Origin of the sequence: Rhodococcus sp. NPDC057529 (assembly GCF_042802055.1) — a bacterium.
GTDB lineage: Bacteria > Actinomycetota > Actinomycetes > Mycobacteriales > Mycobacteriaceae > Rhodococcus_F.
Genome location: NZ_JBHVEY010000003.1, coordinates 113,641 through 135,576 on the forward strand (window position 1 = coordinate 113,641; position 21,936 = coordinate 135,576).

Genomic DNA, 21,936 nt, shown 5'->3' on the forward strand with positions numbered 1-21,936 from the left:
CCACACGCGCCACAGCGGGGATCAGACGTTCGGGGGTCGGTCCGGGACGAGGAGTGCGCCGATGTCTTTGCCGATGGGGACGGCGTTGTTGGTGTCGGAGTTGGCTTTCGGTCCGAGGGTGCAGTAGACGACGATCGTCGTGTCGGTCTTGGTGTCGTAGAAGGCGACGCCGTTGTAGCCGCCGAATGCCGGGTTCATGTAGAGCCAGTCGTCGATGTGGACGACCCCGAACGCGAAGTACTTCTGCGCCGTCATGGGGCCGAGGCCTGCAGTGCTGGGGGCCATCATTTCCTTGAACTGCTCCTCCGAGAGGAGCTTGCCTGCGGCGAGCGCACGCACCCACACGGAGACGTCGGCGAGGGTGGAGTTCATGTTGCCGCTGTTGAGGAATGCGGTGGGGTTCCAGAATGTGGAGTCCTCGAAGACGCCACGTTCATTCGTGTAGCCGTGCAGCGTCGGCTCCGTCATCTGGGGTGTGAGGACGACGTCGCTGGAGTTCATGCCGAGCGGGTCCAGGATGCGCTGCTGGATCAAATCGTGGAGCGTCGTGCCGGTGGCCTTCTCGAGGACCACGCCGAGCAGGCACAGGTCGCTGTGGGCGTACGCCCAATTGGTGCCGGGTTCGAACAGCGGCGGCCGCGCGTTGGCGAGGTCGAAGATCTGCTGCGCGGTGAAACCCGCCATCGGGTTGGCGTAGAACTGCTTCAGGAATTCGGGGTCGGTGACGTAGTCAGCGATGCCCGTGGTGCTGTTGGCGAGCATCCGCGGGGTGATCTTGTCGGCGCGCGGGAAGTCGGGGACCCATTCGGCGATGGGCTTGTCGAGGGGGACGACGCCGTCCTTGTCGAGTTGCAGCAGCACCGTCGACAGCATCGGTTCCATCGGCTGGCCCACCCGCAGCTGCATGTCGGGTGTCGCGGGGACGCCGATCGGGGATCCGCCCAGCGCGCCCGCGGTGACCTGCTCGTCGCCGCGCCAGACCCCGAACACGGCGGACGAGAGGTCGAGTTCGGTCATCTTGCCCTGGACGATCTGTTCGATCTTCGCGGCGTCGGGGGATTCCGGGGCTGTCGACTCCGTCCCACCGCCGCCGGTGTCATCCGATCCGCAGGAGAGGGTGGCGAATCCGATGGCGACGGCGAGGGCGGCGGATGCACCGCGGCGCACCCACCGGTGAGTCGGCTTACTCATAACGGACGATCCCTTCGACGAGCGGGAATCTTGCGGGAGCAGCGATACGTGAATCTACCGTCGCCGACGCCGCGCGGGGAGCAAACGGCGGGTGCGCCCCGGCCGATCCGGCGACCGTGCGGCCACCGCTCGGGCAAGATCGGAGTATGAAGTACGTCCTGCTGATCTGCGACGACGAGTCGGTATCGCCGACGAACGAGGAGCTCGAGGCCGACCCCGTGCATCAGGCGTGGTGGGCCGATGTGCAGCGGCGCGGCGGTTTCCTCGTCGGCCAGCGGTTGCGGCCGGTGGTGGACGCCACGACGGTGCGGGTCCGCGACGGCGAGACTCTGGTGTCGGATGGGCCGTTCGCCGAGACCAAGGACTTCGTCGGCGGATTCGTGATCGTCGACTGCGCGAATCTGGACGAGGCGATCGAGATCGCGGCCGGCCATCCCTACGCGCGCTGGGGCGGCGTCGAGATCCGCCCCGTGTGGGAATGACGGAGTCCGAGAACCGAGTCCGTTCGGCCGTCGCTGCGGCGTTCCGGGACGAGTGGGGCCAGGTGGTTGCGACCCTGATCGGGATGACGGGAGATTGGGATCTGGCCGAGGACTGCGCGCAGGACGCGTTCGCCGCCGCGTTGACGAGCTGGGAACGCGATGGCGTTCCCCGGAGCCCCGGTGCGTGGCTCACCGCGACCGCCCGCAACCGTGCGATCGATCGGCTGCGCCGCGACGCCGTGGGTGCGGGCAAGGTGCGCCAGCTCGCCGTGCCGGCCCGCGACCGGGACGAGCTGCCGCACGACGAGATTCCTGACGAGCGGCTGCGGCTGATCTTCACCTGCTGCCATCCGGCGCTGCCGTTCCCGGCCCGGGTCGCCCTCACCCTGCGGACGCTGGCCGGTTTGAGCACCGCCGAGATCGCCCGGGCCTTCCTCACCGCCGAGGCCACGATGGCGCAGCGTCTCGTCCGCGCGAAGCGGAAGATCCGCGAGGCCGGGATCCCGTACCGGGTGCCGCCCGTCGAATTGCTGCCACCGCGACTGGCCGCCGTCCTCGCGGTGCTCTACCTGATCTTCAACCAGGGCTACGACGAGGAGAACGGAGAACGGGCCCTGACCGCCGAGGCGATCCGCCTGGCCCGGCTCCTCGTCCGGCTGATGCCCGGGGAACCCGAGCCGCGCGGCCTGCTCGCGCTGATGCTGCTGCACGAGTCCCGGCGCGCGACGCGCACCGACGCCGGCGTGCTCGTCACCCTGGAGAATCAGGACCGGTCTCGGTGGAACCGGACGCTGATCGCCGAAGGAGTGGCAACACTCGACCAGGCGCTGGCGATGCGACGAACCGGTGCCTACCAGGTGCAGGCCGCCATCGCCGCCTGCCACGTCACCGCACCCGACGCGGCGAACACGGACTGGCAGCAGATCGCGGCTCTGTACACCGAGTTGGCGCGGCTGGCGCCGTCCCCGGTCGTGGATCTCAACCACGCCGTCGCGGTCGCGATGGCCGACGGCATCCCGGCCGGTCTGGCCCTGGTCGACGAGATCGCGGCGTCCGGCCGGCTCGACCACTACCACCTCCTCCCGGCGACCCGCGCCGATCTGCTCCGCCGGGACGGCCGCGCCGCCGAGGCCAGGTCGGCGTACGAGCAGGCCCTGCAGCTGGCACCGACCGACGCCGAGCGTCGCTACCTGACCGGCCGCCTACGCGAACTCTGAGGATTCTCGAGATCTTCTCGCGATTGTTGTCGATCCCGGACGGCACCCTTCGTCGGTTGGTTGAAAGCCCACCTGGAGGAAAAGGAGACTGTCGTGAACACCGAAACGACCCCACCGGCGCCGTCCGTCGTCGACCACGCGACCTACCTGGCCGAACTGGACGCGTTGCGGGTGCGGGAGAAGGCGCACACCCATGAAGGCGACGCGATCGCGGCGGCCCGCCGGCGACTGCCGATGGTCGAGGTAGACCCCGCCATCACCCTCGTCGGCGCGAACGGCCCGGTCCCACTGCTGGACGTGTTCGAGGGCCGCAGCCAATTGATCGCGTACTTTCACATGTGGCACACCGACCAGCCTGTGGCCGACCAATGCGAGGGCTGCACGTTCTTCAACGGCCAGGTGCGGGAGCTGTCGTACCTGCATTCCCGCGACGTCACGTACGCCACGCTGTGCCAGGGCCCGTACGACGTGAGCATCCGCTACCGCGACTTCATGCGCTGGGACGTGCCCTGGTACTCCGCGCAGGACGCGGCGGACGCGCTGCTCGGCGACCGCCAACGGTCCCCGGCGCCGCTGGTCTGCTATCTGCGCCAGGACGACCGGGTGTTCGAGACGTTCTGGACCAGTGGCCGAGGCCTGGAACCGATGGCTCCGACGTACGGGCTCCTCGACATGACCACGTACGGCCGTCAGGAATCGTGGGAGGATTCGCCCGCCGGGTGGCCGCAGCGGTGGGAGCGTCGCACGAGGGACATCATGCGCACCGACGGACGGCCCACCGCGCAATGGTCCCGGTTGCGTAGCCACCCGTGAGTACTTGTTAACCGCCCGACGTTGATAAGTACTCACGGGGTGAAGGTTCTTGCACGCCATAGATGTTCATGTCGGTCCTGAGTTTCACCTCGCCCGCCGGGGCGGCGAGAGTATCGGGTGGCTCCCGGTTGGTCGGTGTATTCCAAGAGGTTGCCGACCTGGGCGGCGAAGACGTCGCGGACTTGGGCTGATGTCGCGAAGAAGAATTCGCGGCGCAGTTCATGGGTGCCGACCTCTTGGGTGACGCGGAACTTCGGCGCGGAATATGGTGGTGTGGCAGTAACTGAGTTGCCACCGCGCCCGACGGACGGAATGATCACGGCCGTCGGGACGCGTGGCGCCGGGTCAGTGCTGTGCGGGAACGTCGCCGCGGGCCTTGGCGATCTGCGCCATGACGGCGATCTCGTCGTACACCCGCCATTCGCGGATGATCCGACCACCTCGCAGCAGGAATTGGGACGATCCCATGATTTCGACGTGGGAGTGGGTGACTGGACCGTAGAGCGGTGCGCCCGAGTAGGTTCCGGTCAGGCGCCACAGGACTCCGATTCGGGTTCCCTGTTCGGGGGCGGTGCTGACTGCGATGTCGCGGGTTTCGATCACGGCGTCAGGGAACGGTGCGAGCATCTGGGTCAAGTCGATCTGATAGTTCACTGCCCGGGTGCGGATGCGTGCGCGGGTGGTCTCGAGAAACAGGTCCCGTTGGGTGAACTCGGGTACGCGCTCGAGACGGCGGTTGTTCCACACATCGGTGACGAATTCGCGGATGAACTCCGCCTCTGTGTGATGGGTGTCCGGCCTCGGGCCGGACTCGCCGGTCAGCACCGCGTCCGCGGGGGCCGCGGTCCCGAACAGGCCGGCAGCCTCGTCGGTGAATGCGACCTGCCGCGCGACGGCTTCGGGATCGAGTCCCAGCGTCGTCACCACACGGTATTCGTCGCGCACCACCCATTCCTCGACCACCAGGCCGTCTCGAACGAGGCAAATCGCCATGTTCCGCGATTCGGAGTTGTTCAGTGTCGCCGGACCGTACACGCCGAGACCGGCCTGCGGTCCGGAATGGAACACGCGGTGGTGGCTGATGAAGGCCCGGTCTCCACGGGGCTCGCAGATCACGTCCTCCGCGGTCCCGACACGGGTGGGGAAGGCGCTCTTCTTGACGAGGGAGCCGGCGATCACGTCGTCGACGCCACGGATCGGCCCGTACGCGCCGTGCACCACCACGTCCTTCGCGTAGTGCTCGGGCAGGCGGCCGAGGCCGAAATCGTCCCAGATCAGGTCCGTCCAGCCGAGGATGTAGTCCTCGGGAGTGTCGAACGGGGCGTAGACATCCGCTGCGAGTGGCATTGCGGGGTGTGTCCTTTCACTTGGGTTCACCCACCGGACGTTCCGGTGGGTCCTCAGATAGCTGCCGGTGCCGGCTGGGGCCGGCAGCGACGGAGGTGTGTATCGGTGACCGCCCGGGTCGCCTCGACGAGCCGGGCGGCGGGCGTGAGCAGATTCCAGCCGCGGACCTCGTCGGACGTGACGTTTCGGGCGGCGCGCAGGTACGCCTGACGCAGCTCGGTGTTGACGTTGACCTTTCGGATGCCGTTGGCGATGGCGCGGCGGACCTGATCGTCGGGAACCCCGGAGGTGCCGTGGAGTGTCAGGGGCACCGGCACGGCGGCATGCAGTTCCGCCAGCACGGCCATGTCGAGCTCCGGTGGGCTCGCGTAGGTGCCGTGCACGTTGCCGATGGCGACGGCCAACAGATCGGTGCCGGTGTCGCGAACGAACTCGACCGCCCGGGAAACGTCGGTAACTGTCTGCACGTCGACCGCGCCGGCGGCGTCCTCGTCGCCGGGAACGTGCGCGAGTTCCGCCTCGATCGAGGACCCGCAGGGCTCGGCGAGGGTGCGTGCGCGGACGACGAGATCGACGTTCGCGGCGTAGGGGAGTGCGGAACCGTCCGCCATGATCGCGGTGACACCGAGGTCGAGTGCGCGCGCCGCCAACTTCAGGTCCTGGGTGTGATCGAGCTGCACGGCAACGGGAATGGAAGCGTCGTCGGCTGCGGCGACCAGCAGGCGAGCCAATAGGGGTCCGCTGTCGCGACGCAGGGCCGCCTCTGCGAGAAGGAGACACACCGACTGCCGGGCGCTCTCCGCGGCGAGCATCACGCCGGTGAGCTGTTCGAGGTTGTAGCAGGTGAAGGCTGCGACACTTCCTCCTGTTCGGGATGCGTGGGCGACCAGATCGGTCAGGGGGGCGCGGGGCATGGCAGGTTCCTGGTCTTCTCTTCGTGTGGGGTGGGTGTGGTGATCAGTTCAGTTCGCGCAGGACCGTGACGACGTCACGCAGAGCTTCTGGGCCGCCGACGTTTCCGGGGAACACCACACACAGGGGGCCCGAGGAAGATTCGGGTACCCACACGGGTACGATGCCGTCGAGGATCGGTCCGAGTACCGTGGCCCGGCGCAGGCACAAGACTTTCGTGATCACGTCGGCGGAGGTGATGCCGCCCTTCGCGACGACCCAGCGCGGCGGGGCGGCTGCGACAACGGCCGACGCGGCCGTGCTCAACGCGTGTGCCACAGCGGCGGCGATGGACAGGCTGTCTTCTTCGTCGGAGCCGACGACCACGTCGCGGCTGGTGCGCAGCACCACATCCGACAGGGCGAGAGCGGACACACATTCCGTCACGGCCCGGTCGATCGCGGCCACGCGGGTGGCGCGGTCGACGACGTCGGTCGTCGAGAGTTCGACGGTTGACACACGGTCCAGTTGGTCGAGGTACCGGAGCTGGGTGGTCGTGAGATCGACATGGGATCCTGCGACGACGAGACCGTGTGGACCGGTGGTCGGATCGAGGGCGGCCCGAAGGTGCTCGGTTGAGATCCGGTCGCTGTGGGGCAGCCCGCCGCGGGCGCGGGCCAGGGACGGACCGCATCGCACGATGGTCCGAATGCCGTTGTCCTCGCACTGTTCGAGGGCTGCTGCGACGACGTCGAGGTCGGATTCGGTTTCCGCGTCGACGCATACCGGATTGGGGTCGAGCGCGGCGGTGGCGCCGATCAACCGGCTGACGTGGTCGGGGCCGAGACGAATGTCGGTCCCGGACACGACGGTGACGTCGGCGGCCGCCCACCGGCCGCGCGACCGCTCGTGTACCCAGTGGGGCAGCGTCGAGGCCGAGAAACCGAATGTCGCGTCGCGCGCATAGGCAGTTTCTCCCACGGGCACCCACTCCGGTCCGGATCGGACCAGATGCCGGCCCTCACGGGTGATGCGTCCGGCGGCGGGGTAGGCGGGGCACAGAACGAGGACGTGCGGTGTACCCGCGGCACTGACCTCGGTGAGCACATCCACGTCGACGGGAAAATGACCGCGCAGCGTCGAGTCGGAGCGGCTGACGATGGAAAGCGCCAGACCCAGCCGCTCGGCCACGGTTGTCGCCGTCCGCGCGATCGACCGGGTGAGTTCGCGCGTGGTGTTCTCGTCCAGCGCCCGCGCATTGGTCAGCACGAATGCCGTGGGGGCGGCTTCTCGCAGGGCCCATTCGATCGATTCCGCTGAGAAGTCCGTGGCGATGGGTACCCCGGCCGCGGTCTGCGACCCGGTGGGATCGTCGTCGAGGACCAGTATTCGGCGGTGGGACCGCATCATGCGATCGGTCAATGAAAGATGTTCCACCAATTGATGTCCCATGTCGTCCTGCCTCCTGGGCGCAGATCGGGATTCGTGGCTGCGGGCCACGGTGATGCGGACCACAATAACGCATTGGTCGAGCGGTTGACCAATTTGGGTTGTCCGCGATACTGTGTCGACCATCACAAGAGCATCTGGTTGGAACGGAGCATCATGATCGAGCTGAAGCCGTCGGCGTACGCGCCCTACAACGATCCCGAGGACTACATCCTCTCGTGGACGGATCGCATCTGGGAGCCGCGCGGGATGGGCCAGATCCGCGAGCACTACCTACCTGACATCAAGGTGCACGGCGCGTACGGCACCATCGTCGGAAACGAACCGATCATCAAGGCATGCCTGCAGAAGAACGCCGCCTATCCGCACCGGCTGTTCACCGGCGAGGACGTCATCTGGGAGGTACGCGACGAGAACACCTGGCTGAGCTCTCACCGGATAGTCAATTGCGGTAAGCAAGAGGGTTTCTGGCAGTACGGGCCACCGACGTTCAAGCACACCTCCTCCCGCAACATCGCCGTCTGCCTGGTGCGCGATGCGATGATCGCCGAGGAATGGGTGGTCCGCGACGAGTGGGCGGTGGTCGAGCAATCCGGCCACGACATCGACGCCATCGCCCGCCAGATCGCGTTCTCGCCGAGCGCCGGGCTGCTCGGCGAGAAGGGCGGAAAGCTCCTCGGTGACGCACCCGCCAATCCACTGCTGGAGGGGGTGTCCGGCAAGCGTCCGCAACACGGACGCGAGGAAGATCATCGCATCGTCGCGATGATCGACGAGGTGTGGAATCAGCACCTACGCAATCTGGTGCCCGCATACTTCAGCCGCGACATCGTCATCGAGACGACCCGGCACCGCACCCACGCCCGCGACGACGGCTACAAGAGCGAACTCGATCACCTCTTCGGTCCCTTCCCGGACGCTCAGATCGAGATCTACGACATCGCCTTCAACGAAGACTCCTTCCATGGCACCCGGGTGTCGATCCTGTGGGTGTTGAACGGCACCTACAGCGGCGTTCCGCAATACGGGCCGGTCACGGACAGTCCCGTCGAGATCTTCGGGGTCTCCCACTTCCAGTTCCGCGACGACAAGATCTACAGGGAATGGCGAATCTACGACGAACTCGCCGTTCTCGCCCAGATCAAGCGCGCCCGAGGCGACGAACCCAGTTCCCACTGAGAACTCGGAGTCGGTGCGCCGGTCGAGCGGACATCTACCGTTGGGCCGGCGCAGATGCTCTTGCTCGAATCAAGTGGTCGACCGGACGACCAATTCAATCCTTCAGGCGTGAACCACAGGAGGTCGTGATGCGCCCCAATCTACTTCGAGCAGCGATGACGGACGGAAACGTTGCCGCCAACGCCTGGATCTCGAGCGGCGGCGCCTACGCGGCCGAAGCTCTCTCCCATGCCGGGTTCGACAGCGTCACCATCGACCTGCAGCACGGCATGTTCGGGGTCGACACCGCCATCGCGCTGTTGCAGGCCGTGTCGTCGGGGCCGGCCGTCCCGATGGTGCGGTGCTCCCGCTCGGACCCGGCCGAGATCGGCAAGCTGCTCGACGCGGGTGCATATGGAATCATCTGCCCGTCCATCGACGACGCGGCGGCCTGCGCCGACTTCGTCGCCGCGTGCCGCTATCCCGGCACCGGTGTCCGCAGCTTCGGCCCGTCCCGCGGGTTGCTGTACGGCGGCGACGACTACGTCGCGCACGCGGACACCACCGTCCTGACCTGGGCGATGATCGAATCCGCCGCAGCGCTGACCCAACTAGACGAGATCGTCGCGGTCGGTGGCCTCGACGGGGTCTACATCGGACCAAACGACCTCGCACTGTCTCTCGGCGAGCGGCCGGGCGGTCCATTTTCCGAACCGGTGCTCGCGGCGATCGTCCGGGTGGTGAGCGCGGCCCGGCGCCGCGGAATCTACGTCGGCGCCTTCTGTGGCGGCGAGGACGCCGCCCGCCAACTCGTCGATCTCGGTCTGGACCTGGTCACGCCGGGCAACGACATCTCCCTGCTCCGCGACGCGGCCACCCGCCGGATCGCCGCGATTCGCGGCCACCGCGCACTCGCCACCGCGGACGCCGGTGGCTACTGAACTGCACTTTCCGACCAACGACATTCCTCGTTAGACTGCCCAGACCATTTTCGGAGGCCCGTATGTCCGTCCAGAGCGACACCACACCAGCACCCGCGACCGCCGATCCGCAACCGCCCGGCGGGAAGAAGGTATCGCTGCGCAAGCCCATTCTCGCAGGCACGGTCGGCAACTTCATCGAGCAGTTCGACTACGGAATCTACGGCTTCCTGGCTCCGTACATGGCGGCGACATTCTTCCCCGGGGAGAACCAGACCGCGGCGATGCTCGGCGTATACGCCGGGTTCGCGATCTCCTTCCTCGCCCGCCCCTTCGGTGGCATGATCTTCGGACGCTTCGGCGACAGACTGGGACGGCGCAACGCCCTCGCGGTGGCGATCATCTCGATGGGTGTGCTCACCACCATCATCGGTCTCCTGCCGTCCTATGCCGCCGTCGGCTTCGCCGCCACGATGTTCCTTCTGGTGGTCCGACTGTTGCAGGGACTCGTCCAGGGCGGCGAGTACGCCGGAGCGGTGGCATTCATCGTCGAATACGCGGACGAGAAGCGGCGCGGGTTCTACACCAGCTTCCTGTCGGTCAGTGTGTTCTTCGGTCTCCTCTGCGGCGCCGGACTGTCGGCACTGGTGGCGAGCCTGGTCAGCGACGGGCAGATGGAGACCTGGGGGTGGCGGATTCCGTTCCTGGTCGCCATGCCGTTGACCCTGTTCGGTCTGTTCCTCCGGCTGCGTATCCCCGAGACACCCGAGTTTCGCCGGCTCCAGGAGGACCAGCAACGTGCGATCGAGGAGGGGCGGCACGAGGACGTCATCACCAAGAGCCCGGTGCTCGACGCGCTGCGCACCCAGTGGAAGCCGATCCTGGTGTTCGCCGGTTTCGCCATCACCAACGCCGTCCTCTCCTACACCTGGGTGACCTTTCTGCCGGGATACCTGCAGGGCGACCCGGTGAACATGCCCAAAGAGCAGGCCCTGGCGTCGAACTTCATCGCCCTCGGCGTACTGATTCCTCTGCTGGTTCTGTCCGGACTGCTCGTGGACAAGATCGGGCGCAAACCGATGTTGATCGCTGCCTGCGTCTCCACCTTCGTCTGCATTCCGTTGGCCTTCAAGGTCGTTCTAGCCCACACCTTCGCCGCGGCATTGGTTGCCCAGCTGATCTACCTTGTGCCGATCATGTTGATCTCGGTCGCCCTGACGGTGAGCATGGCCGAGATGTTCCCGACGAAGGTTCGCTACAGCGCCAGCGCCATGGCCTACAACCTCGGCTTCGGCATCTTCGGTGGCACCGCCCCTCTCGTCGCCACCTTCCTGACCTCGGTAACCGGGACCATCTGGTCCGTTCCGATCTACGTCTGCGCGATCGCGCTCATCTCTCTGCTGTGCGTGACCCTCGGCTTCCGCGAGACCAAGGGCACCCGGCTCGTGGACAGCAAGTACGACAGCTGATGTGAGCGCAACGCCGATTGGGCATCGAGGCACAACGCCTCGATGCCCACTTTCGTAGTATGGTCGACCGGTCGGACACATGTGGTCAAGAGTTCGATACATTGAGGGTGAAAGGGTGGGCTGGGTATGTCTCAGCAGGTCGAATCGCTTCTGACGAAGGTTGAGCGCCGCCAGCCGGCGAGCGTAGAGCTGGCGCATCGACTGATCGAGTACCTGTTGTCCGGGGAAATCCCGCCGGGCGGCAAAATTCCTTCCGAGCGCGCCCTGTCGGAGTCCCTCGATGTCGGCCGGTCCGCTGTCCGGGAGGCGCTCAAGTCGCTGACCCTGCTCGGGCTGCTCGATGTGCGCCAGGGGGACGGAACCTACCTTGCAGGGTCGAGTTCGGATCTGTTGCCGCGCATCATCGAATGGGGACTCCTGCTGGGCGAGCGTCGCGTGCAGGACCTGACCGAAGCCCGCGCGGAGGTAGAGGTGATTCTCGCGGGCCTGGCCGCGAAACGACGCTCACCCGCGGGTCTCGAGGAACTTCGCGCAATCGTCGACGAGATGAAAGCGGCCGACGCCGACCTCGCCCGCTACATCGCCGCCGACGTCCGGTTCCATCTCAAGATCGCCGAGCTCAGCGGCAACACGGTGCTAGCGGGCGTGCTTTCGAGCATCCGCTCGCTCCTGCAGGTCTGGACCAACCGGGTAATCACCGCGATGGGGGAGACCCGGTCCTCACTCGCAGTGCACCTGCCGATCTTCGAAGCAATTGAAGAGGGCGACGCCGAGGCCGCACGGGCGGCCATGTTCGCGCACATGAGAAGCGCAAATCGCAACCTGGCCAACACAATAGGCGACTGACGGCTTGGGGCCCGGCTCGCGTCCTTGCATGATGGAAAAATTGGTCGACCGGTTGACCTTGGGTAGTTTTCGCAGTACGGTCTCCAGGTATGGACAGATCACCCGTAATCGGTTTCATCGGACTGGGACGCATGGGCGGTCCGATGGCCGGAAATCTCCTGACAGCCGGCCACCCCTTCGTCGTATACGACATCGATCGGTCCAAGTGCGAACCGCTTGCCGCACGAGGGGCACAGATCGCCGAATCGCCCGCTGCGGTGGCTGCAGCGTCCGATGTCAGCCTCTCCATCATCATGAACGACGCAGTGCTGCGGCAGGTGGCGCTTGGGGAGTCCGGGATCGTGCACGGCGCCCGGCCCGGCCACCTGTACTGCGACCTGAGCACGGTGTCTCCCGCCGCATCGGCAGAGGTCGGAGCGGCGCTGTCGGCGTCGGGCATCGACTACCTCCGAGGGCGAGTCGCCGGGAGCATCGGGTTGGCCGAGGCGGGGGAGCTCACCATCTTCGCCTCCGGATCCCCCGCCGATTTCGACCGCGCCGAGCCCGTCCTGGCAGCACTGGGCAAGCGCATCCTCTACGTCGGCCGCGACGAGGTCGCCGCCTACCTGAAGCTGGTGCACAGCACCATCGTCGGCGTGTACGCGGCCCTGATGGGAGAGGCGCTGACGCTGGGCGAAAAGGGCGGCGTCGATTTCGAGCAAATGCTCGACATCCTCAACGACGGACCCCTCGGATCCGTCCAACTCGCCCTCAAGACGCCGATGCTCAAGAAGCGAGATTTCGACAGTCCGCCGTCCGATATCGACACCGCCGCCAAAGACCTCGACATCGTCCTGTCCGCCGCGCGCGACCAACGAATCCCCATGCCGCTGACATCGGCGGTGCGACAGCTGATGACCCAGCGTCAGGCAGGGGGATCCGGCAAACAGGACATTTGGTCGATTCTGGAAACCTTCGAAGACATGGCGGCGCTCGCCGAAGCACCGACCACCGGTGCGCAACGATGACCACCGCGGCGAACAGCCTCCTGGTCTTGCCCGGTACCGATCTGCAGGTGTCACGACTGTGCCTGGGCGGCAACCGGTTCGGCTCGACTCTTGACGAGGACGAGTCCTTCGCCCTCCTGGACACGTTTGCCGAGCTCGGGGGAAACTTCGTCGACACGGCGCTGGTCTATGCCGACTGGGTGCCGGGTGTCGAACGCAGCTGCAGCGAGCGCACACTGGGGCGATGGTTGACCACCCGGAACATTCGGAACGAGATGGTGGTGGCCACCAAGGGCGGACACCCGGACCTGACCCACCCCGCGGGCCCCCGGCTCGATCGCACCTCGCTGCGGGCCGACGCCTACGCCAGCGTCGAGAACCTCGGCGGCGCGCCGATAGATTTGTACTACCTCCACCGCGACGACCCCTCCCGCCCGATCGAGGACATCCTCGACACGATGGAATTGCTCGTAGGCGAGGGCGTCATCCGGTACTACGCGGCCAGCAACTTCTCCGCCGGCCGCCTCGCAGCGGCCGCGCAGTTCGCGAACGCGTCCGGGGCGCGCGGCTTCGTCGCCAACCAGCTCGAATGGAGCCTCGCCGCGCCCATGGCGAACCGGGTGGCACCCGACCTGACATACATGGACCCGAGCCTGCTCGAATTCCACCGCACCCACCGCCTCCCCGTCGTGCCCTACTCGGCGCAAGCCAAGGGCTACTTCGAGAAGATCCGGGGCACAGGACCGATGCCCGAATCGGTGGAACGCTACGACACCCCAGGCAATGCCCGCACCGCCGAGATGCTGAATCGCCTCGCCGACTCCTATGGAACCGACCCGACAGCCCTGGCCCTGCGCGCACTGGTCGACTGCGACATCGACACCGTGCCGGTGATCGGATGCCGCACCGTCGAACAACTCCGCCGCAGCTGGTCCTGCCTCGACGTCACGCTGAACGCGAAAGATTCCGAACTGCTTGCATCCCTGACCCTTTCCCACTGAACCGAACACCCGAGGAGTGGACATTTCCGTGAACACCATCGTGACCCAAGACGAGTTGGACCGCCGAACCATCCGCCGGGCGGACCTGGTCAGTTGCAACCAGGCCTTCATCGACTGCAAGACCCCCGGGTCGGACAAGAAGGAAAACTACGCACTCATCGGATCCGGAGTCTCGCAAAACTCCGATCAGGTGATCAACCTCCGTGAACCACACGGATTCAACGTTGGTGCCGCGGCCATGCCGCACGGCATCACCAACAATCTGCACATGCACTTCACCGCCGAAGTCTTCCTCAACTTCAGCGGCGAGTGGCTGTTCCGCTGGGGCGTCGACGGCACCGCCGGCGAATACCACTCCACCGCCGGGGACATCGTGACCGTACCGACGTGGATCTACCGCGGTTTTACCAACACCGGTCCCGACGACGGTTGGCTCTTCACCGTCCTCGGGATGGACGACACTGGTGGGATCCTCTGGGGCCCGTCGGTGCTGCGTGAAGCCGCGAACTACGGGCTCTACCTGACCCGGGACAACGAACTCGTCGAACACGCGGACGGGGAACCCGCCGATGTCGACCTGATCCGGCCGATGCCTCAGCAGGAGATCGACGCCTTGCGCCACTACACCCCGGAACAGATGCGTAGCCGTGTCACCACCGAAGACGACCGCGAGTGGTCGGACCGCGCCTTCCTATGCAGCACCCTGCCTGGCGGACACGCCGAACTCGCACTCGTCATCGGCTTCGGCATGACCGAAGACCGAAACCAGGAACCGAGGGTCTACAACCCGCACGGATTCAACCTCGCGTGGCTACGCGCCCACACCGGTGAGGGGCTACTGCAACATCGGCACGACGCCCCGCAGGCGCTCATCGCCCGCAGCGGGCGATGGAAAATTACTCTCAACAGCGGTGCCGACGAACGGTCCGTCGTCCTCGAGCCCCGTGACACCCTCTCCATTCCGGCGGGGGTGTGGCGTCGCTTCGAACAACTCGACGACGGTGACGGCGAAATGGTGGTCGTCAACGGCGGCGACGGACGCGTCCGAATTCAATGGGACCTCGAAGTGATCGAAGGCGCCCGCGACAAGGACGTGACCTTCGACGCCAACGGGTACATCGCACCCTGGTCGGTGCTGTCCCGGAGCACCGACGATGACTGATCATGTCATCCTGATCCCAGGGATGATGTGCAGTCGGCAACTGTGGACCAAAGTCGAGGAGCCGCTTCGCCGTCACGCACGCATCCATCACGCCGTCCTGGAACGGAATTCGGTAGCTTCGATCGCGAATAACATCCTGGCCAGCGCACCGCCCAAGTTCAGTGTGGTCGGCCTCTCCTTGGGCGGAATCGTCGCGATACACCTGGCCATGCTTGCCCCACACCGCATCACCGGCATTGCCCTGCTCTCGACGAACGCCCGCGCCCCACGCCCAGATCAGCGCCGTGCGTGGTGTGAATCCGCAACCCGACTCGACCACGGGGGTTCGGCAGTCTCCGAACAACGGCGACTGCTGGAGGATTTGACGTCGGCGCGCTCCCGGGCGGCGGACCCGACCTTGGCGGCGCGGGTACTTGCGATGGCCGAACACGTCGGCAGCGGAGGACTCCGGGCCCAATTGGCGGCGCAGGCCTCGCGCATCGACTATCGCGACGCATTACGCGGGATCACCTGTCCGAGTATGGTTTTGGCCGGCGAGGATGATCCATTGTGTGGGGTGCCTGCGATGCGCGAGATCGCCACGCACCTTCCCGACTCGACGTTCGAGGTCATCCCCAACAGCGGGCACCTGACACCGATGGAACGACCGACCGACATCGGAAGGACATTGACGCGATGGCTCGCCGACATCAAGAACTCGCTTCCACCCGAATCAGCGGGGACCATGCCGTCGAAACCTCTGTCCTACTCGACACCCTGAGCACATCAGCGAATGGTCGGCGTGGGGGTCTTCGGGGCGTGTGGGCATGGGGCAACGGTATGGGCAGGCGCAGCCCGGCACCGTTAGATATGCTTCGCCGCAGCTTCGAGTGACGCACGGCACCCTCTGACCAGGCGCTCACCACCTCGGCGGCCGGCCGGTCCTTCGCGACTTGTAGGGCCTGCCCGGCCCAGGGATTCACCGCTTCGCCGTCTCCGCTCTCACGCGCGGCCTGGTGCAGCGGCGACGACGCATCGTGGATCTCGGGATAGGCCGCGGGTGCGGTGGCGGCTGGGCTCTCACAGTATGGGTCCGTTCCCGTGTGCGTCGGACGGTCGCGGCGAGCCGATGGCGGTGTCATTCAGGTGGATCACCTGGTGGACGTGCCGGCCGGCGATCTCCGGCAGTCGTATCCCAGCAGGGTCGCGAACGTCTGATTGATGTCGAGCAGGCGCGCCTGGTCGTGCACGAGAATCGGAATAGGGCTGCGCACCAACAGGTGCCGGACTCCTCGCCGCTCAGTGCATCGCCGTGCGCCGGTGGCGGTGTGTGCGGATGTTCGGGTTCCAAATCGCTGTGGTCCGCGGGATCGGTCGGGGTGCGCTCGGTGCCCGGGCGGAACCACACCGGGCGAGAACGGGTTCGCCCTTCGGGCTGCCGTACGGACTCGAGCGACGGGCAGCCCAGCGCGCGGGCGGACGCCGCGCGTCCCGCGCGCCGACCCAATCTGCGGGGCGGTATCGTTCCTGGTCCCGCTGGTCGTGGTCGGCCGCGCAAGTCAAGTCGGCTCGGCGGTGGCCCCGCCGGTGATCGGTGCCGCCTGCGGGTCTGGACGGTCCATCCGCTCGAGATGGGCCTTGATCCACTCGGTGGTGTGTCCGTGCGGAACCTGGGGGCGTGTACTCGGCCGGTCCGTCGGTCATGGCGTCCATTCGTGTGGAGTAGTAGCGGAGGGCGTTCGGGTGGCGTGCGTCATCGGTGGTCGGTGCCCGAGCGGCAATTGGGTTCCCGGCCGTTTCGACGTCGCGGTGTCGTTCTCGTCGGTGGACGGCCCTCCGGGGGCGGCTGATGGCGAATACTTATGGAAGAGAGCGTGCCCGCACGGATTGAACACGCGGTAATCACCGTCGTCGGTGTGAGCCTTTCGAGCGACTCCCGCTGATCGAGAACTTGCTCGCCCGGCGCTCTTACGCTGGGAGAACCACGACACCAGCGGGAGAGGGATCATGAGTTACGAAGCGATCTACGACGGGGTCCGTTATCCGCTCGCCGATGCCGCCGCCGCCCACGGCCTCGAGGACGCCATCAGGGTCATCTTCGAAGACCATGGCAGCGGCGGATTCGTCGGTTTCGTCAACCAGACTCGACGGTTCGCCTCCTGATCACACCGGCGACTCCGGTCGCGATTCGGGGCAGCGACGAGCCGAACCCGAGCGCCGTCTCTCGCTGGTAGCGCCCCGTCCGCACGACGCTGATGCCCACTTATCGGAATTGTTGGGGCACAACAGGAACGCTGAACGGTGGACATGGCCGACGGAAAACGCGGGCTCCGCCGAGCACATCATCTCGGCAGAGCCCGACGCCTCGTCGTTTCGGTCGTGCTATTCGCGGGAGAGCATGGCGGCGGCTGCGCGTTCGAGGTCGACGTAGGGTTCGCCGCTGACGTCGACGACGACCCGGTTCAGGGTGCCGCCGGTGAACGCCCAGGGTGTGGTTCCGGGGTAGTCGTCGGTGACGGCTTCGGCGCCCCCGCGGCCGGCGGTGAGGCCTGCGCCGCCGAGACCGAACGGACCGGGTTGGGTCCGGATTCGGCCCTCGCCGACCTTGCGGTCGCCGTAGTACAGGCTCAGCACGCCCCGGGCGGTGCCGGGTGGATCTTCACCGTCCTTGTCGAAGGAGGCGGCCAGGATCACGTTGTGATCGGTCGGCACGTCTTCGGTGGCGTCGATGGTCTGCTGTTCGCTGCCGAGGAAGTTGTAGACGTAGTGCAGCCGGTTGTCCCTGACGTACAGGGTGTGGCCGCCGAACCGGCCGCCGTGGGCGAACAGCACCCCGGACGCGCCCGGATCGGGGATGTCGACGAGCGCCCCGATCGAGTAGGAGCGGTTGCGCACACTGACCGCGACCGACTCGGGCACCGGGGCGCCGCCCGGACGGTAGACGTAGCGGTTGCGTGGGGCCACCGGCTGCGGGCGCGGGGTGGTGAGGATCTCGACGGGCTGACGATCGTCGAGCGGCAACGCCTGGTTGGCGCCGGCCTCGTGGAACCACAACCCGACCAACTCGGCCAGTCGGCCGGGCTCCTCGGCGGCGAGGTCGCGGAGCTCGGCGCGGTCCACGTCGGTGTTGTAGAGCTCCCAGGTGTCGTCCGGGAAGTGGCTCCAGCCGCTGATCGTGGGGTGGGTGGTGACGGCCTTCCAGCCGTCGTGCCAGATCCCCCGGCTACCGAGCATCGAGTAGAACTGGGTGTGCTTGGCGGTGGGGATGGAGCCGGTGTCGAAGCTGTACCGCATGCTCACCCCTTGCAGCGGGTGCTGGGCGTACCCCTTGATCGTGTCCGGGAGTTCGAGGCCGAGGCAGTCGAGCAGGGTCGGGACAAGGTCGATGGCGTGGTGGTACTGGTCGCGGGTCTCGCCGCGGGCGGTGATCCCGGCGGGCCAGGAGATCAGGCACGGGTCGCAGGTGCCGCCGTTGAAGGTGTAGCGCTTCCACATCTTGAACGGGGCGTTGAAGGCCATCGCCCACCCGTTGGGGTAGTGGTTGTACGTGTTGGTGCTGCCGAGTTCGTCGAGCATCGTCAGATTCTCGGCCAAGTCGTCCGGCACGCCGTTGAACATCTTGTTCTCGTTGACCGAGCCGTTGGGTCCGCCCTCGCCGCTGGCGCCGTTGTCGGAGACCAGCGCGATGATGGTGTTGTCGAGTTGCCCGATGTCCTCGAGGTAGGCCAGCAGGCGGCCGATCTGGTCGTCGCAATGCGACAGGAATCCCGCGTACACCTCGGCCATCCGGGCGAACAGGCGCTTCTCGTCGTCGGACAGGGTGTCCCAGGGGCGGGTGAAGTCCAGCGGCGGGAACGGCTGACCGTCGAGGCCGGTGCGGTTCTCGGGAGTGCCGACCGGGTTGAGCGGTGGCAGCTCGGTGTTCTGCGGGACCAGGCCCATCTGCTTCTGCCGGGCCAGGATCTGCTCGCGCATCGCCTCGTACCCGGTATCGAACTTCCCGCGGTAGCGATCGGCCCATTCGCGGGGCACGTGGTGCGGGGCGTGCGCGCAGCCGGGCGCGTAGTACAGGAACACCGGGCGGTCCGGAGCGATCGCCTTCACGTCGTCGAGGTACTCGATGGCCCGGCCGGTGATGTCGACACCGAGGTGGTACCCCTGCTCCGGGGTGGTGGGAGCCTGAACCGGGTGGTTGTCGTGCACCAGGTCCGGGTACCACTGGTTGGTCTCCCCGCCGAGGAAGCCGTAGAAGCGTTCGAAGCCACGGCCGATCGGCCAGTTCCGTTTGGTGGACGCCGCGTTCATCTCGTCCTGGGCGCACAGGTGCCACTTGCCGACCATCGCGGTGGAATAGCCGTGCTCGACCAGGATCTCGGCGAGGGTGGCGCATTCGGGTGGGATGTGCCCGTTCGCACCGGGGAAACCGCTGGCGGCCTCGCTGATGCAGCCCATCCCGTTGGTGGTGTGGTTACGTCCGGTGAGCAGGCAAGAGCGGGTCGGGGAGCACAGCGCAGTGGTGTGCCACTGCCCGTACCGCAGCCCGTTCGCGGCGATCTTGTCGATGTTCGGGGTCTCGATCGGCCCGCCGTAGCAGCCCAGGGCACCGTAGCCGACGTCGTCGAGCACGATGTAGAGGACGTTCGGCGAACCGGGCGGCGCCTTCGGTTGCTCGTACGGACCCCAGTCCGGGATCGAATCACGAATATCGAGATTGACGACACCTCTGAACGGCTTGGCCATGACCGGCTCCTCGATCGATCGGGTCTGCCCCCCTTCATTCACGAAAGCACTACCCACCCGGTCATCGCCAGAGGCTAATGGGGTAACAGTTGGACGGGACGACCGGCGGCCCGCGCCCTCTGGGTACTGCCGCGCTCGCCTTCGTGGCCACGGCCGCCTCGGCGGTGACCACGTCCGAGGTCTCGCTGACCCTGGTCAGCACTGCCGCGACAGCGATGGCTCCGATGAGACAGGTGAAAATACGCCGGTTCACCGATTCGGATCCTGGACGAATCTGATCAGCGGAGCCCGTGACCATATCTTGCCGGCCGCACACTTTAAAGGTCTGTGGGTGAGGTATGAGGTGCCGTTCTCGGATATTCAGAACAAGGGGAAGGCGACACTGTCGGAATGGCAGCGGTCGGGAGCGCGGCCGCTGCGGGTGACGCGCCGCGACGATGAGCATCTGGTGTTGATGACGGCGGCGCGGGCGGATCAGGAACGCGAGGTGCTCGCGGCGGCGGCGATGGCTGACGCCCTGCTGCACTCGGATGACCGTGATCTGGTCCGCAAGGTCGTCGCGGCGGCGTTCCCGTGGGTGAGCTACCTCTCGGGTGAGGAGGTCGCCGACTTCGTCGACGAGCTGATCGCCTCGCTTCGGGCAGGCTCATCGCTGGATAATCCGGCTCCGCCGGCCCGCACGATCGCAACGCGGCGCCACACGGCGGAGGTGTATGCCGATCCGGAGCTGGCCCGGATCGTGTCGGCGTCGACTGAGGGTGACTTCGGGGCCGTACCGGTGCCGGAGCTGTGAGCCCGAAGCGGGGCGAGCGAGTCGCGCCGCCGGCGGCCGGAGAGTTGTGGGACCTGCGGTTCGCAACGAGCGATGCGGCAAAGGGGTGGGACGAGTTGTGCCGGCACGCGCCGGCGAACACGCTGGTGGCGTACGAGGAGATGCGACGCCGCGCGGTCGCGCAGGAGTCGACCACACGCCATCACCAGTTGAAGGGCAAGCTCGCGACCGGGGTGCACAACGGTGTTGAGATGGAGCAGTGGCAGTACGAGGTCACCTCCGGTGGTCGCGTCTGGTACGTCGTGGACATCGAGCACCGCACCTTGTGGCTGAAGCACGCGGGCATTGGGCAACCCAAGCAGACTGAATAGTGTTGCCGAGCAACTGAATGGGGCGAATCGACGCCATCGACTTCGGGGTGGCGGAAGAGCTCGGCTTGCGCGAAGTCCACGACTGAGAATGGCCGAGCATGATGTCGATCCAGCCGGCCTGTCGGTGCCCGGGCTCCCTCGGAATCGTTCTTCACTCCCGACCGAACCTATTCGGGCTATTGGCCTTTGGCCTCCGGGCTGGTTGGTGTAATGGTTGCCCACCGCGCCTGTCGGGTGGTCCCATTAGCGGGTGCGTTCGTGTGAGCGCCCGTTGGCTGTTCGATGCCTGGTGGATGGGCTGCGGTGGTGCAGTGGCCGGTGGGCGCGCAGGACCACGTCGTGGGTGTGGTGTGCGCCCGCGCCACCGGTGATCGAGCGTTCCCGCACTTCGTTGACGTCGGTGTGCCAGCTGTCATCGAGTAGCGCTGCCACGTCACCGGGTGTGACCCAGTCGTCGGGTTCGAAGCCGTGCTCGCGTGCCGCGGCTGCGTCGCGGATGTCGTGGTGCACGACCAGCAGGGTGCCGCCCGGTGCGACGGCGGAGATCAGCGCGCGTTCGGCGGCACGGTCGGCGGTTCTGCGCAGGGCGGGGTACTGGGCTGAGACCAGGTCGAAACCACCGGCGGGTAACTCGGCATCGAGCAGTCCGCTCAGCACCCAGGTGATGTCCACGTCTTCCCTGTCTGCGTGGGCCCGTGCCCGGTCGAGGGCGATGCGCGAAACGTCCAGCGCGGTGACGGCCCATCCCTGGCGGGCGAGCCAGAGTGCGTCGGCGCCTTCACCGCAGCCGACGTCGAGGGCGCGTCCCGGGCGTGCGCCGGTCATCTCGTCGACGAGTGCGCCGTTGGGTTCTCCGCTCCACACGCGATCGCGCTCGCTGTAGCGCGCATCCCATTCGTCCGCCTCGCTTGATGTCGTCGTGACCTCGGTGGCCTCGCCTGCTTCGTCCATGCCAACACAGTGCAACAACACCGACGGTTTCGGCGAGATTTCTTGCCGTATCGGCAAGAAGTGCCGCTGGCGCGGTACCGCCCGTGAGTACTTGTTAACCGCCCGACGTTAACAAGTACTCACGGGCCGAAGGCGCACCGGAAGCTCTTGCACGCCATAGATGTTCATGTCGGTCCTGAGTTTCACCTCGC

At 66.6% G+C, this 21,936-nt stretch carries 21 protein-coding genes; 14 read left to right on the top strand and 7 right to left on the bottom strand.

Annotation, left to right across the window (positions count from 1 at the left end):
- Positions 1-21: 21 nt before the first annotated feature.
- On the bottom strand, positions 22-1,191 hold the full coding sequence (locus ACFU5V_RS06490) for a serine hydrolase domain-containing protein (protein ID WP_378432658.1): 1,170 nt from the start codon (positions 1,189-1,191) through the stop codon (positions 22-24).
- 146 nt (positions 1,192-1,337) lie between these two features.
- On the opposite strand from ACFU5V_RS06490, the gene ACFU5V_RS06495 reads away from it, so the two are divergent.
- From ACFU5V_RS06495 to ACFU5V_RS06505, 3 genes are all read left to right on the top strand, one after another.
- Positions 1,338-1,673, top strand: coding sequence for a YciI family protein (locus ACFU5V_RS06495; protein WP_378432657.1), 336 nt, complete (start codon positions 1,338-1,340; stop codon positions 1,671-1,673).
- The gene (locus ACFU5V_RS06500; protein WP_378697758.1) at positions 1,670-2,890 is read left to right on the top strand and encodes an RNA polymerase sigma factor; all 1,221 of its coding nucleotides are present in this window, start codon (positions 1,670-1,672) and stop codon (positions 2,888-2,890) included. The genes ACFU5V_RS06495 and ACFU5V_RS06500 overlap by 4 nt, the downstream gene beginning before the upstream one ends.
- A gap of 93 nt (positions 2,891-2,983) precedes the next feature.
- Positions 2,984-3,703, top strand: a complete 720-nt coding sequence (locus ACFU5V_RS06505; RefSeq protein ID WP_378697760.1) for a DUF899 family protein — start codon at positions 2,984-2,986, stop codon at positions 3,701-3,703.
- A gap of 345 nt (positions 3,704-4,048) precedes the next feature.
- On the opposite strand, the gene ACFU5V_RS06510 is transcribed toward ACFU5V_RS06505, so the two are convergent.
- The 3 genes from ACFU5V_RS06510 to ACFU5V_RS06520 are packed head-to-tail and all read right to left on the bottom strand — an operon-like array spanning position 4,049 to position 7,363.
- A complete protein-coding gene (locus ACFU5V_RS06510) occupies positions 4,049-5,050 on the bottom strand; it encodes an ester cyclase (RefSeq protein WP_378432652.1) in 1,002 nt (333 codons plus the stop codon).
- 53 nt (positions 5,051-5,103) lie between these two features.
- Complete coding sequence (locus ACFU5V_RS06515; protein WP_378697762.1) at positions 5,104-5,964, bottom strand: class II fructose-bisphosphate aldolase; 861 nt, start codon at positions 5,962-5,964, stop codon at positions 5,104-5,106.
- Between the two features lie 43 nt (positions 5,965-6,007).
- Complete coding sequence (locus tag ACFU5V_RS06520) at positions 6,008-7,363, bottom strand: four-carbon acid sugar kinase family protein (protein WP_378697764.1); 1,356 nt, start codon at positions 7,361-7,363, stop codon at positions 6,008-6,010.
- Between the two features lie 183 nt (positions 7,364-7,546).
- On the opposite strand from ACFU5V_RS06520, the gene ACFU5V_RS06525 reads away from it, so the two are divergent.
- The 8 genes from ACFU5V_RS06525 (at position 7,547) to ACFU5V_RS06560 (ending at position 15,692) form a co-directional block, all read left to right on the top strand.
- Complete coding sequence (locus tag ACFU5V_RS06525) at positions 7,547-8,569, top strand: ester cyclase (protein ID WP_378697766.1); 1,023 nt, start codon at positions 7,547-7,549, stop codon at positions 8,567-8,569.
- A 128-nt stretch (positions 8,570-8,697) separates the two neighbouring features.
- The gene (locus ACFU5V_RS06530) at positions 8,698-9,489 is read left to right on the top strand and encodes an HpcH/HpaI aldolase/citrate lyase family protein (RefSeq protein ID WP_378697768.1); all 792 of its coding nucleotides are present in this window, start codon (positions 8,698-8,700) and stop codon (positions 9,487-9,489) included.
- A 62-nt stretch (positions 9,490-9,551) separates the two neighbouring features.
- Positions 9,552-10,937, top strand: a complete 1,386-nt coding sequence (locus ACFU5V_RS06535) for an MFS transporter (RefSeq protein ID WP_378437500.1) — start codon at positions 9,552-9,554, stop codon at positions 10,935-10,937.
- Positions 10,938-11,063: 126 nt separating this feature from the next.
- Complete coding sequence (locus ACFU5V_RS06540) at positions 11,064-11,783, top strand: FadR/GntR family transcriptional regulator (RefSeq protein ID WP_378437502.1); 720 nt, start codon at positions 11,064-11,066, stop codon at positions 11,781-11,783.
- 89 nt (positions 11,784-11,872) lie between these two features.
- Positions 11,873-12,790, top strand: a complete 918-nt coding sequence (locus ACFU5V_RS06545) for an NAD(P)-dependent oxidoreductase (RefSeq protein WP_378697770.1) — start codon at positions 11,873-11,875, stop codon at positions 12,788-12,790.
- On the top strand, positions 12,787-13,770 hold the full coding sequence (locus ACFU5V_RS06550) for an aldo/keto reductase (RefSeq protein ID WP_378437507.1): 984 nt from the start codon (positions 12,787-12,789) through the stop codon (positions 13,768-13,770). Before ACFU5V_RS06545 ends, ACFU5V_RS06550 begins: the two co-directional genes overlap by 4 nt.
- Before the next feature lie 28 nt (positions 13,771-13,798).
- Positions 13,799-14,932: a hypothetical protein gene (locus ACFU5V_RS06555; RefSeq protein WP_378437509.1), complete on the top strand. Its 1,134-nt coding sequence runs from the start codon at positions 13,799-13,801 to the stop codon at positions 14,930-14,932.
- A complete protein-coding gene (locus ACFU5V_RS06560) occupies positions 14,925-15,692 on the top strand; it encodes an alpha/beta fold hydrolase (RefSeq protein ID WP_378437511.1) in 768 nt (255 codons plus the stop codon). The genes ACFU5V_RS06555 and ACFU5V_RS06560 overlap by 8 nt, the downstream gene beginning before the upstream one ends.
- 370 nt (positions 15,693-16,062) lie before the next feature.
- On the opposite strand, the gene ACFU5V_RS06565 is transcribed toward ACFU5V_RS06560, so the two are convergent.
- Complete coding sequence (locus tag ACFU5V_RS06565) at positions 16,063-16,185, bottom strand: PAS domain-containing protein (RefSeq protein WP_378437524.1); 123 nt, start codon at positions 16,183-16,185, stop codon at positions 16,063-16,065.
- 733 nt (positions 16,186-16,918) lie between these two features.
- On the opposite strand from ACFU5V_RS06565, the gene ACFU5V_RS06570 reads away from it, so the two are divergent.
- Positions 16,919-17,074: a hypothetical protein gene (locus ACFU5V_RS06570; protein WP_378697772.1), complete on the top strand. Its 156-nt coding sequence runs from the start codon at positions 16,919-16,921 to the stop codon at positions 17,072-17,074.
- Positions 17,075-17,293: 219 nt separating this feature from the next.
- Here the strand turns inward: ACFU5V_RS06570 and ACFU5V_RS06575 are convergent, their stop codons facing one another.
- Complete coding sequence (locus ACFU5V_RS06575; RefSeq protein WP_378697774.1) at positions 17,294-19,651, bottom strand: arylsulfatase; 2,358 nt, start codon at positions 19,649-19,651, stop codon at positions 17,294-17,296.
- A gap of 343 nt (positions 19,652-19,994) precedes the next feature.
- Here ACFU5V_RS06575 and ACFU5V_RS06580 point away from each other — a divergent pair, with 343 nt between their 5' ends.
- Both ACFU5V_RS06580 and ACFU5V_RS06585 read left to right on the top strand, forming a co-directional pair.
- The gene (locus tag ACFU5V_RS06580; RefSeq protein WP_378697776.1) at positions 19,995-20,444 is read left to right on the top strand and encodes a hypothetical protein; all 450 of its coding nucleotides are present in this window, start codon (positions 19,995-19,997) and stop codon (positions 20,442-20,444) included.
- A complete protein-coding gene (locus ACFU5V_RS06585) occupies positions 20,441-20,794 on the top strand; it encodes a hypothetical protein (protein WP_378697778.1) in 354 nt (117 codons plus the stop codon). Before ACFU5V_RS06580 ends, ACFU5V_RS06585 begins: the two co-directional genes overlap by 4 nt.
- A gap of 243 nt (positions 20,795-21,037) precedes the next feature.
- Here ACFU5V_RS06585 and ACFU5V_RS06590 read toward each other — a convergent pair whose 3' ends face one another.
- Positions 21,038-21,745, bottom strand: a complete 708-nt coding sequence (locus ACFU5V_RS06590) for a class I SAM-dependent methyltransferase (RefSeq protein ID WP_378697780.1) — start codon at positions 21,743-21,745, stop codon at positions 21,038-21,040.
- Between the last annotated feature and the right edge of the window lie 191 nt (positions 21,746-21,936).

Bases quoted from the DNA above. Each gene is read 5' to 3' on its own strand.
- ACFU5V_RS06490 (WP_378432658.1), bottom strand. From the start codon at position 1,191: ATGAGTAAGCCGACTCACCGGTGGGTGCGCCGCGGTGCATCCGCCGCC.
- ACFU5V_RS06495 (WP_378432657.1), top strand. From the start codon at position 1,338: ATGAAGTACGTCCTGCTGATCTGCGACGACGAGTCGGTATCGCCGACG.
- ACFU5V_RS06500 (WP_378697758.1), top strand. From the start codon at position 1,670: ATGACGGAGTCCGAGAACCGAGTCCGTTCGGCCGTCGCTGCGGCGTTC.
- ACFU5V_RS06510 (WP_378432652.1), bottom strand. From the start codon at position 5,050: ATGCCACTCGCAGCGGATGTCTACGCCCCGTTCGACACTCCCGAGGAC.
- ACFU5V_RS06515 (WP_378697762.1), bottom strand. From the start codon at position 5,964: ATGCCCCGCGCCCCCCTGACCGATCTGGTCGCCCACGCATCCCGAACA.
- ACFU5V_RS06525 (WP_378697766.1), top strand. From the start codon at position 7,547: ATGATCGAGCTGAAGCCGTCGGCGTACGCGCCCTACAACGATCCCGAG.
- ACFU5V_RS06530 (WP_378697768.1), top strand. From the start codon at position 8,698: ATGCGCCCCAATCTACTTCGAGCAGCGATGACGGACGGAAACGTTGCC.
- ACFU5V_RS06535 (WP_378437500.1), top strand. From the start codon at position 9,552: ATGTCCGTCCAGAGCGACACCACACCAGCACCCGCGACCGCCGATCCG.
- ACFU5V_RS06540 (WP_378437502.1), top strand. From the start codon at position 11,064: ATGTCTCAGCAGGTCGAATCGCTTCTGACGAAGGTTGAGCGCCGCCAG.
- ACFU5V_RS06545 (WP_378697770.1), top strand. From the start codon at position 11,873: ATGGACAGATCACCCGTAATCGGTTTCATCGGACTGGGACGCATGGGC.
- ACFU5V_RS06550 (WP_378437507.1), top strand. From the start codon at position 12,787: ATGACCACCGCGGCGAACAGCCTCCTGGTCTTGCCCGGTACCGATCTG.
- ACFU5V_RS06560 (WP_378437511.1), top strand. From the start codon at position 14,925: ATGACTGATCATGTCATCCTGATCCCAGGGATGATGTGCAGTCGGCAA.
- ACFU5V_RS06570 (WP_378697772.1), top strand. From the start codon at position 16,919: ATGAGTTACGAAGCGATCTACGACGGGGTCCGTTATCCGCTCGCCGAT.
- ACFU5V_RS06575 (WP_378697774.1), bottom strand. From the start codon at position 19,651: ATGGCCAAGCCGTTCAGAGGTGTCGTCAATCTCGATATTCGTGATTCG.
- ACFU5V_RS06590 (WP_378697780.1), bottom strand. From the start codon at position 21,745: ATGGACGAAGCAGGCGAGGCCACCGAGGTCACGACGACATCAAGCGAG.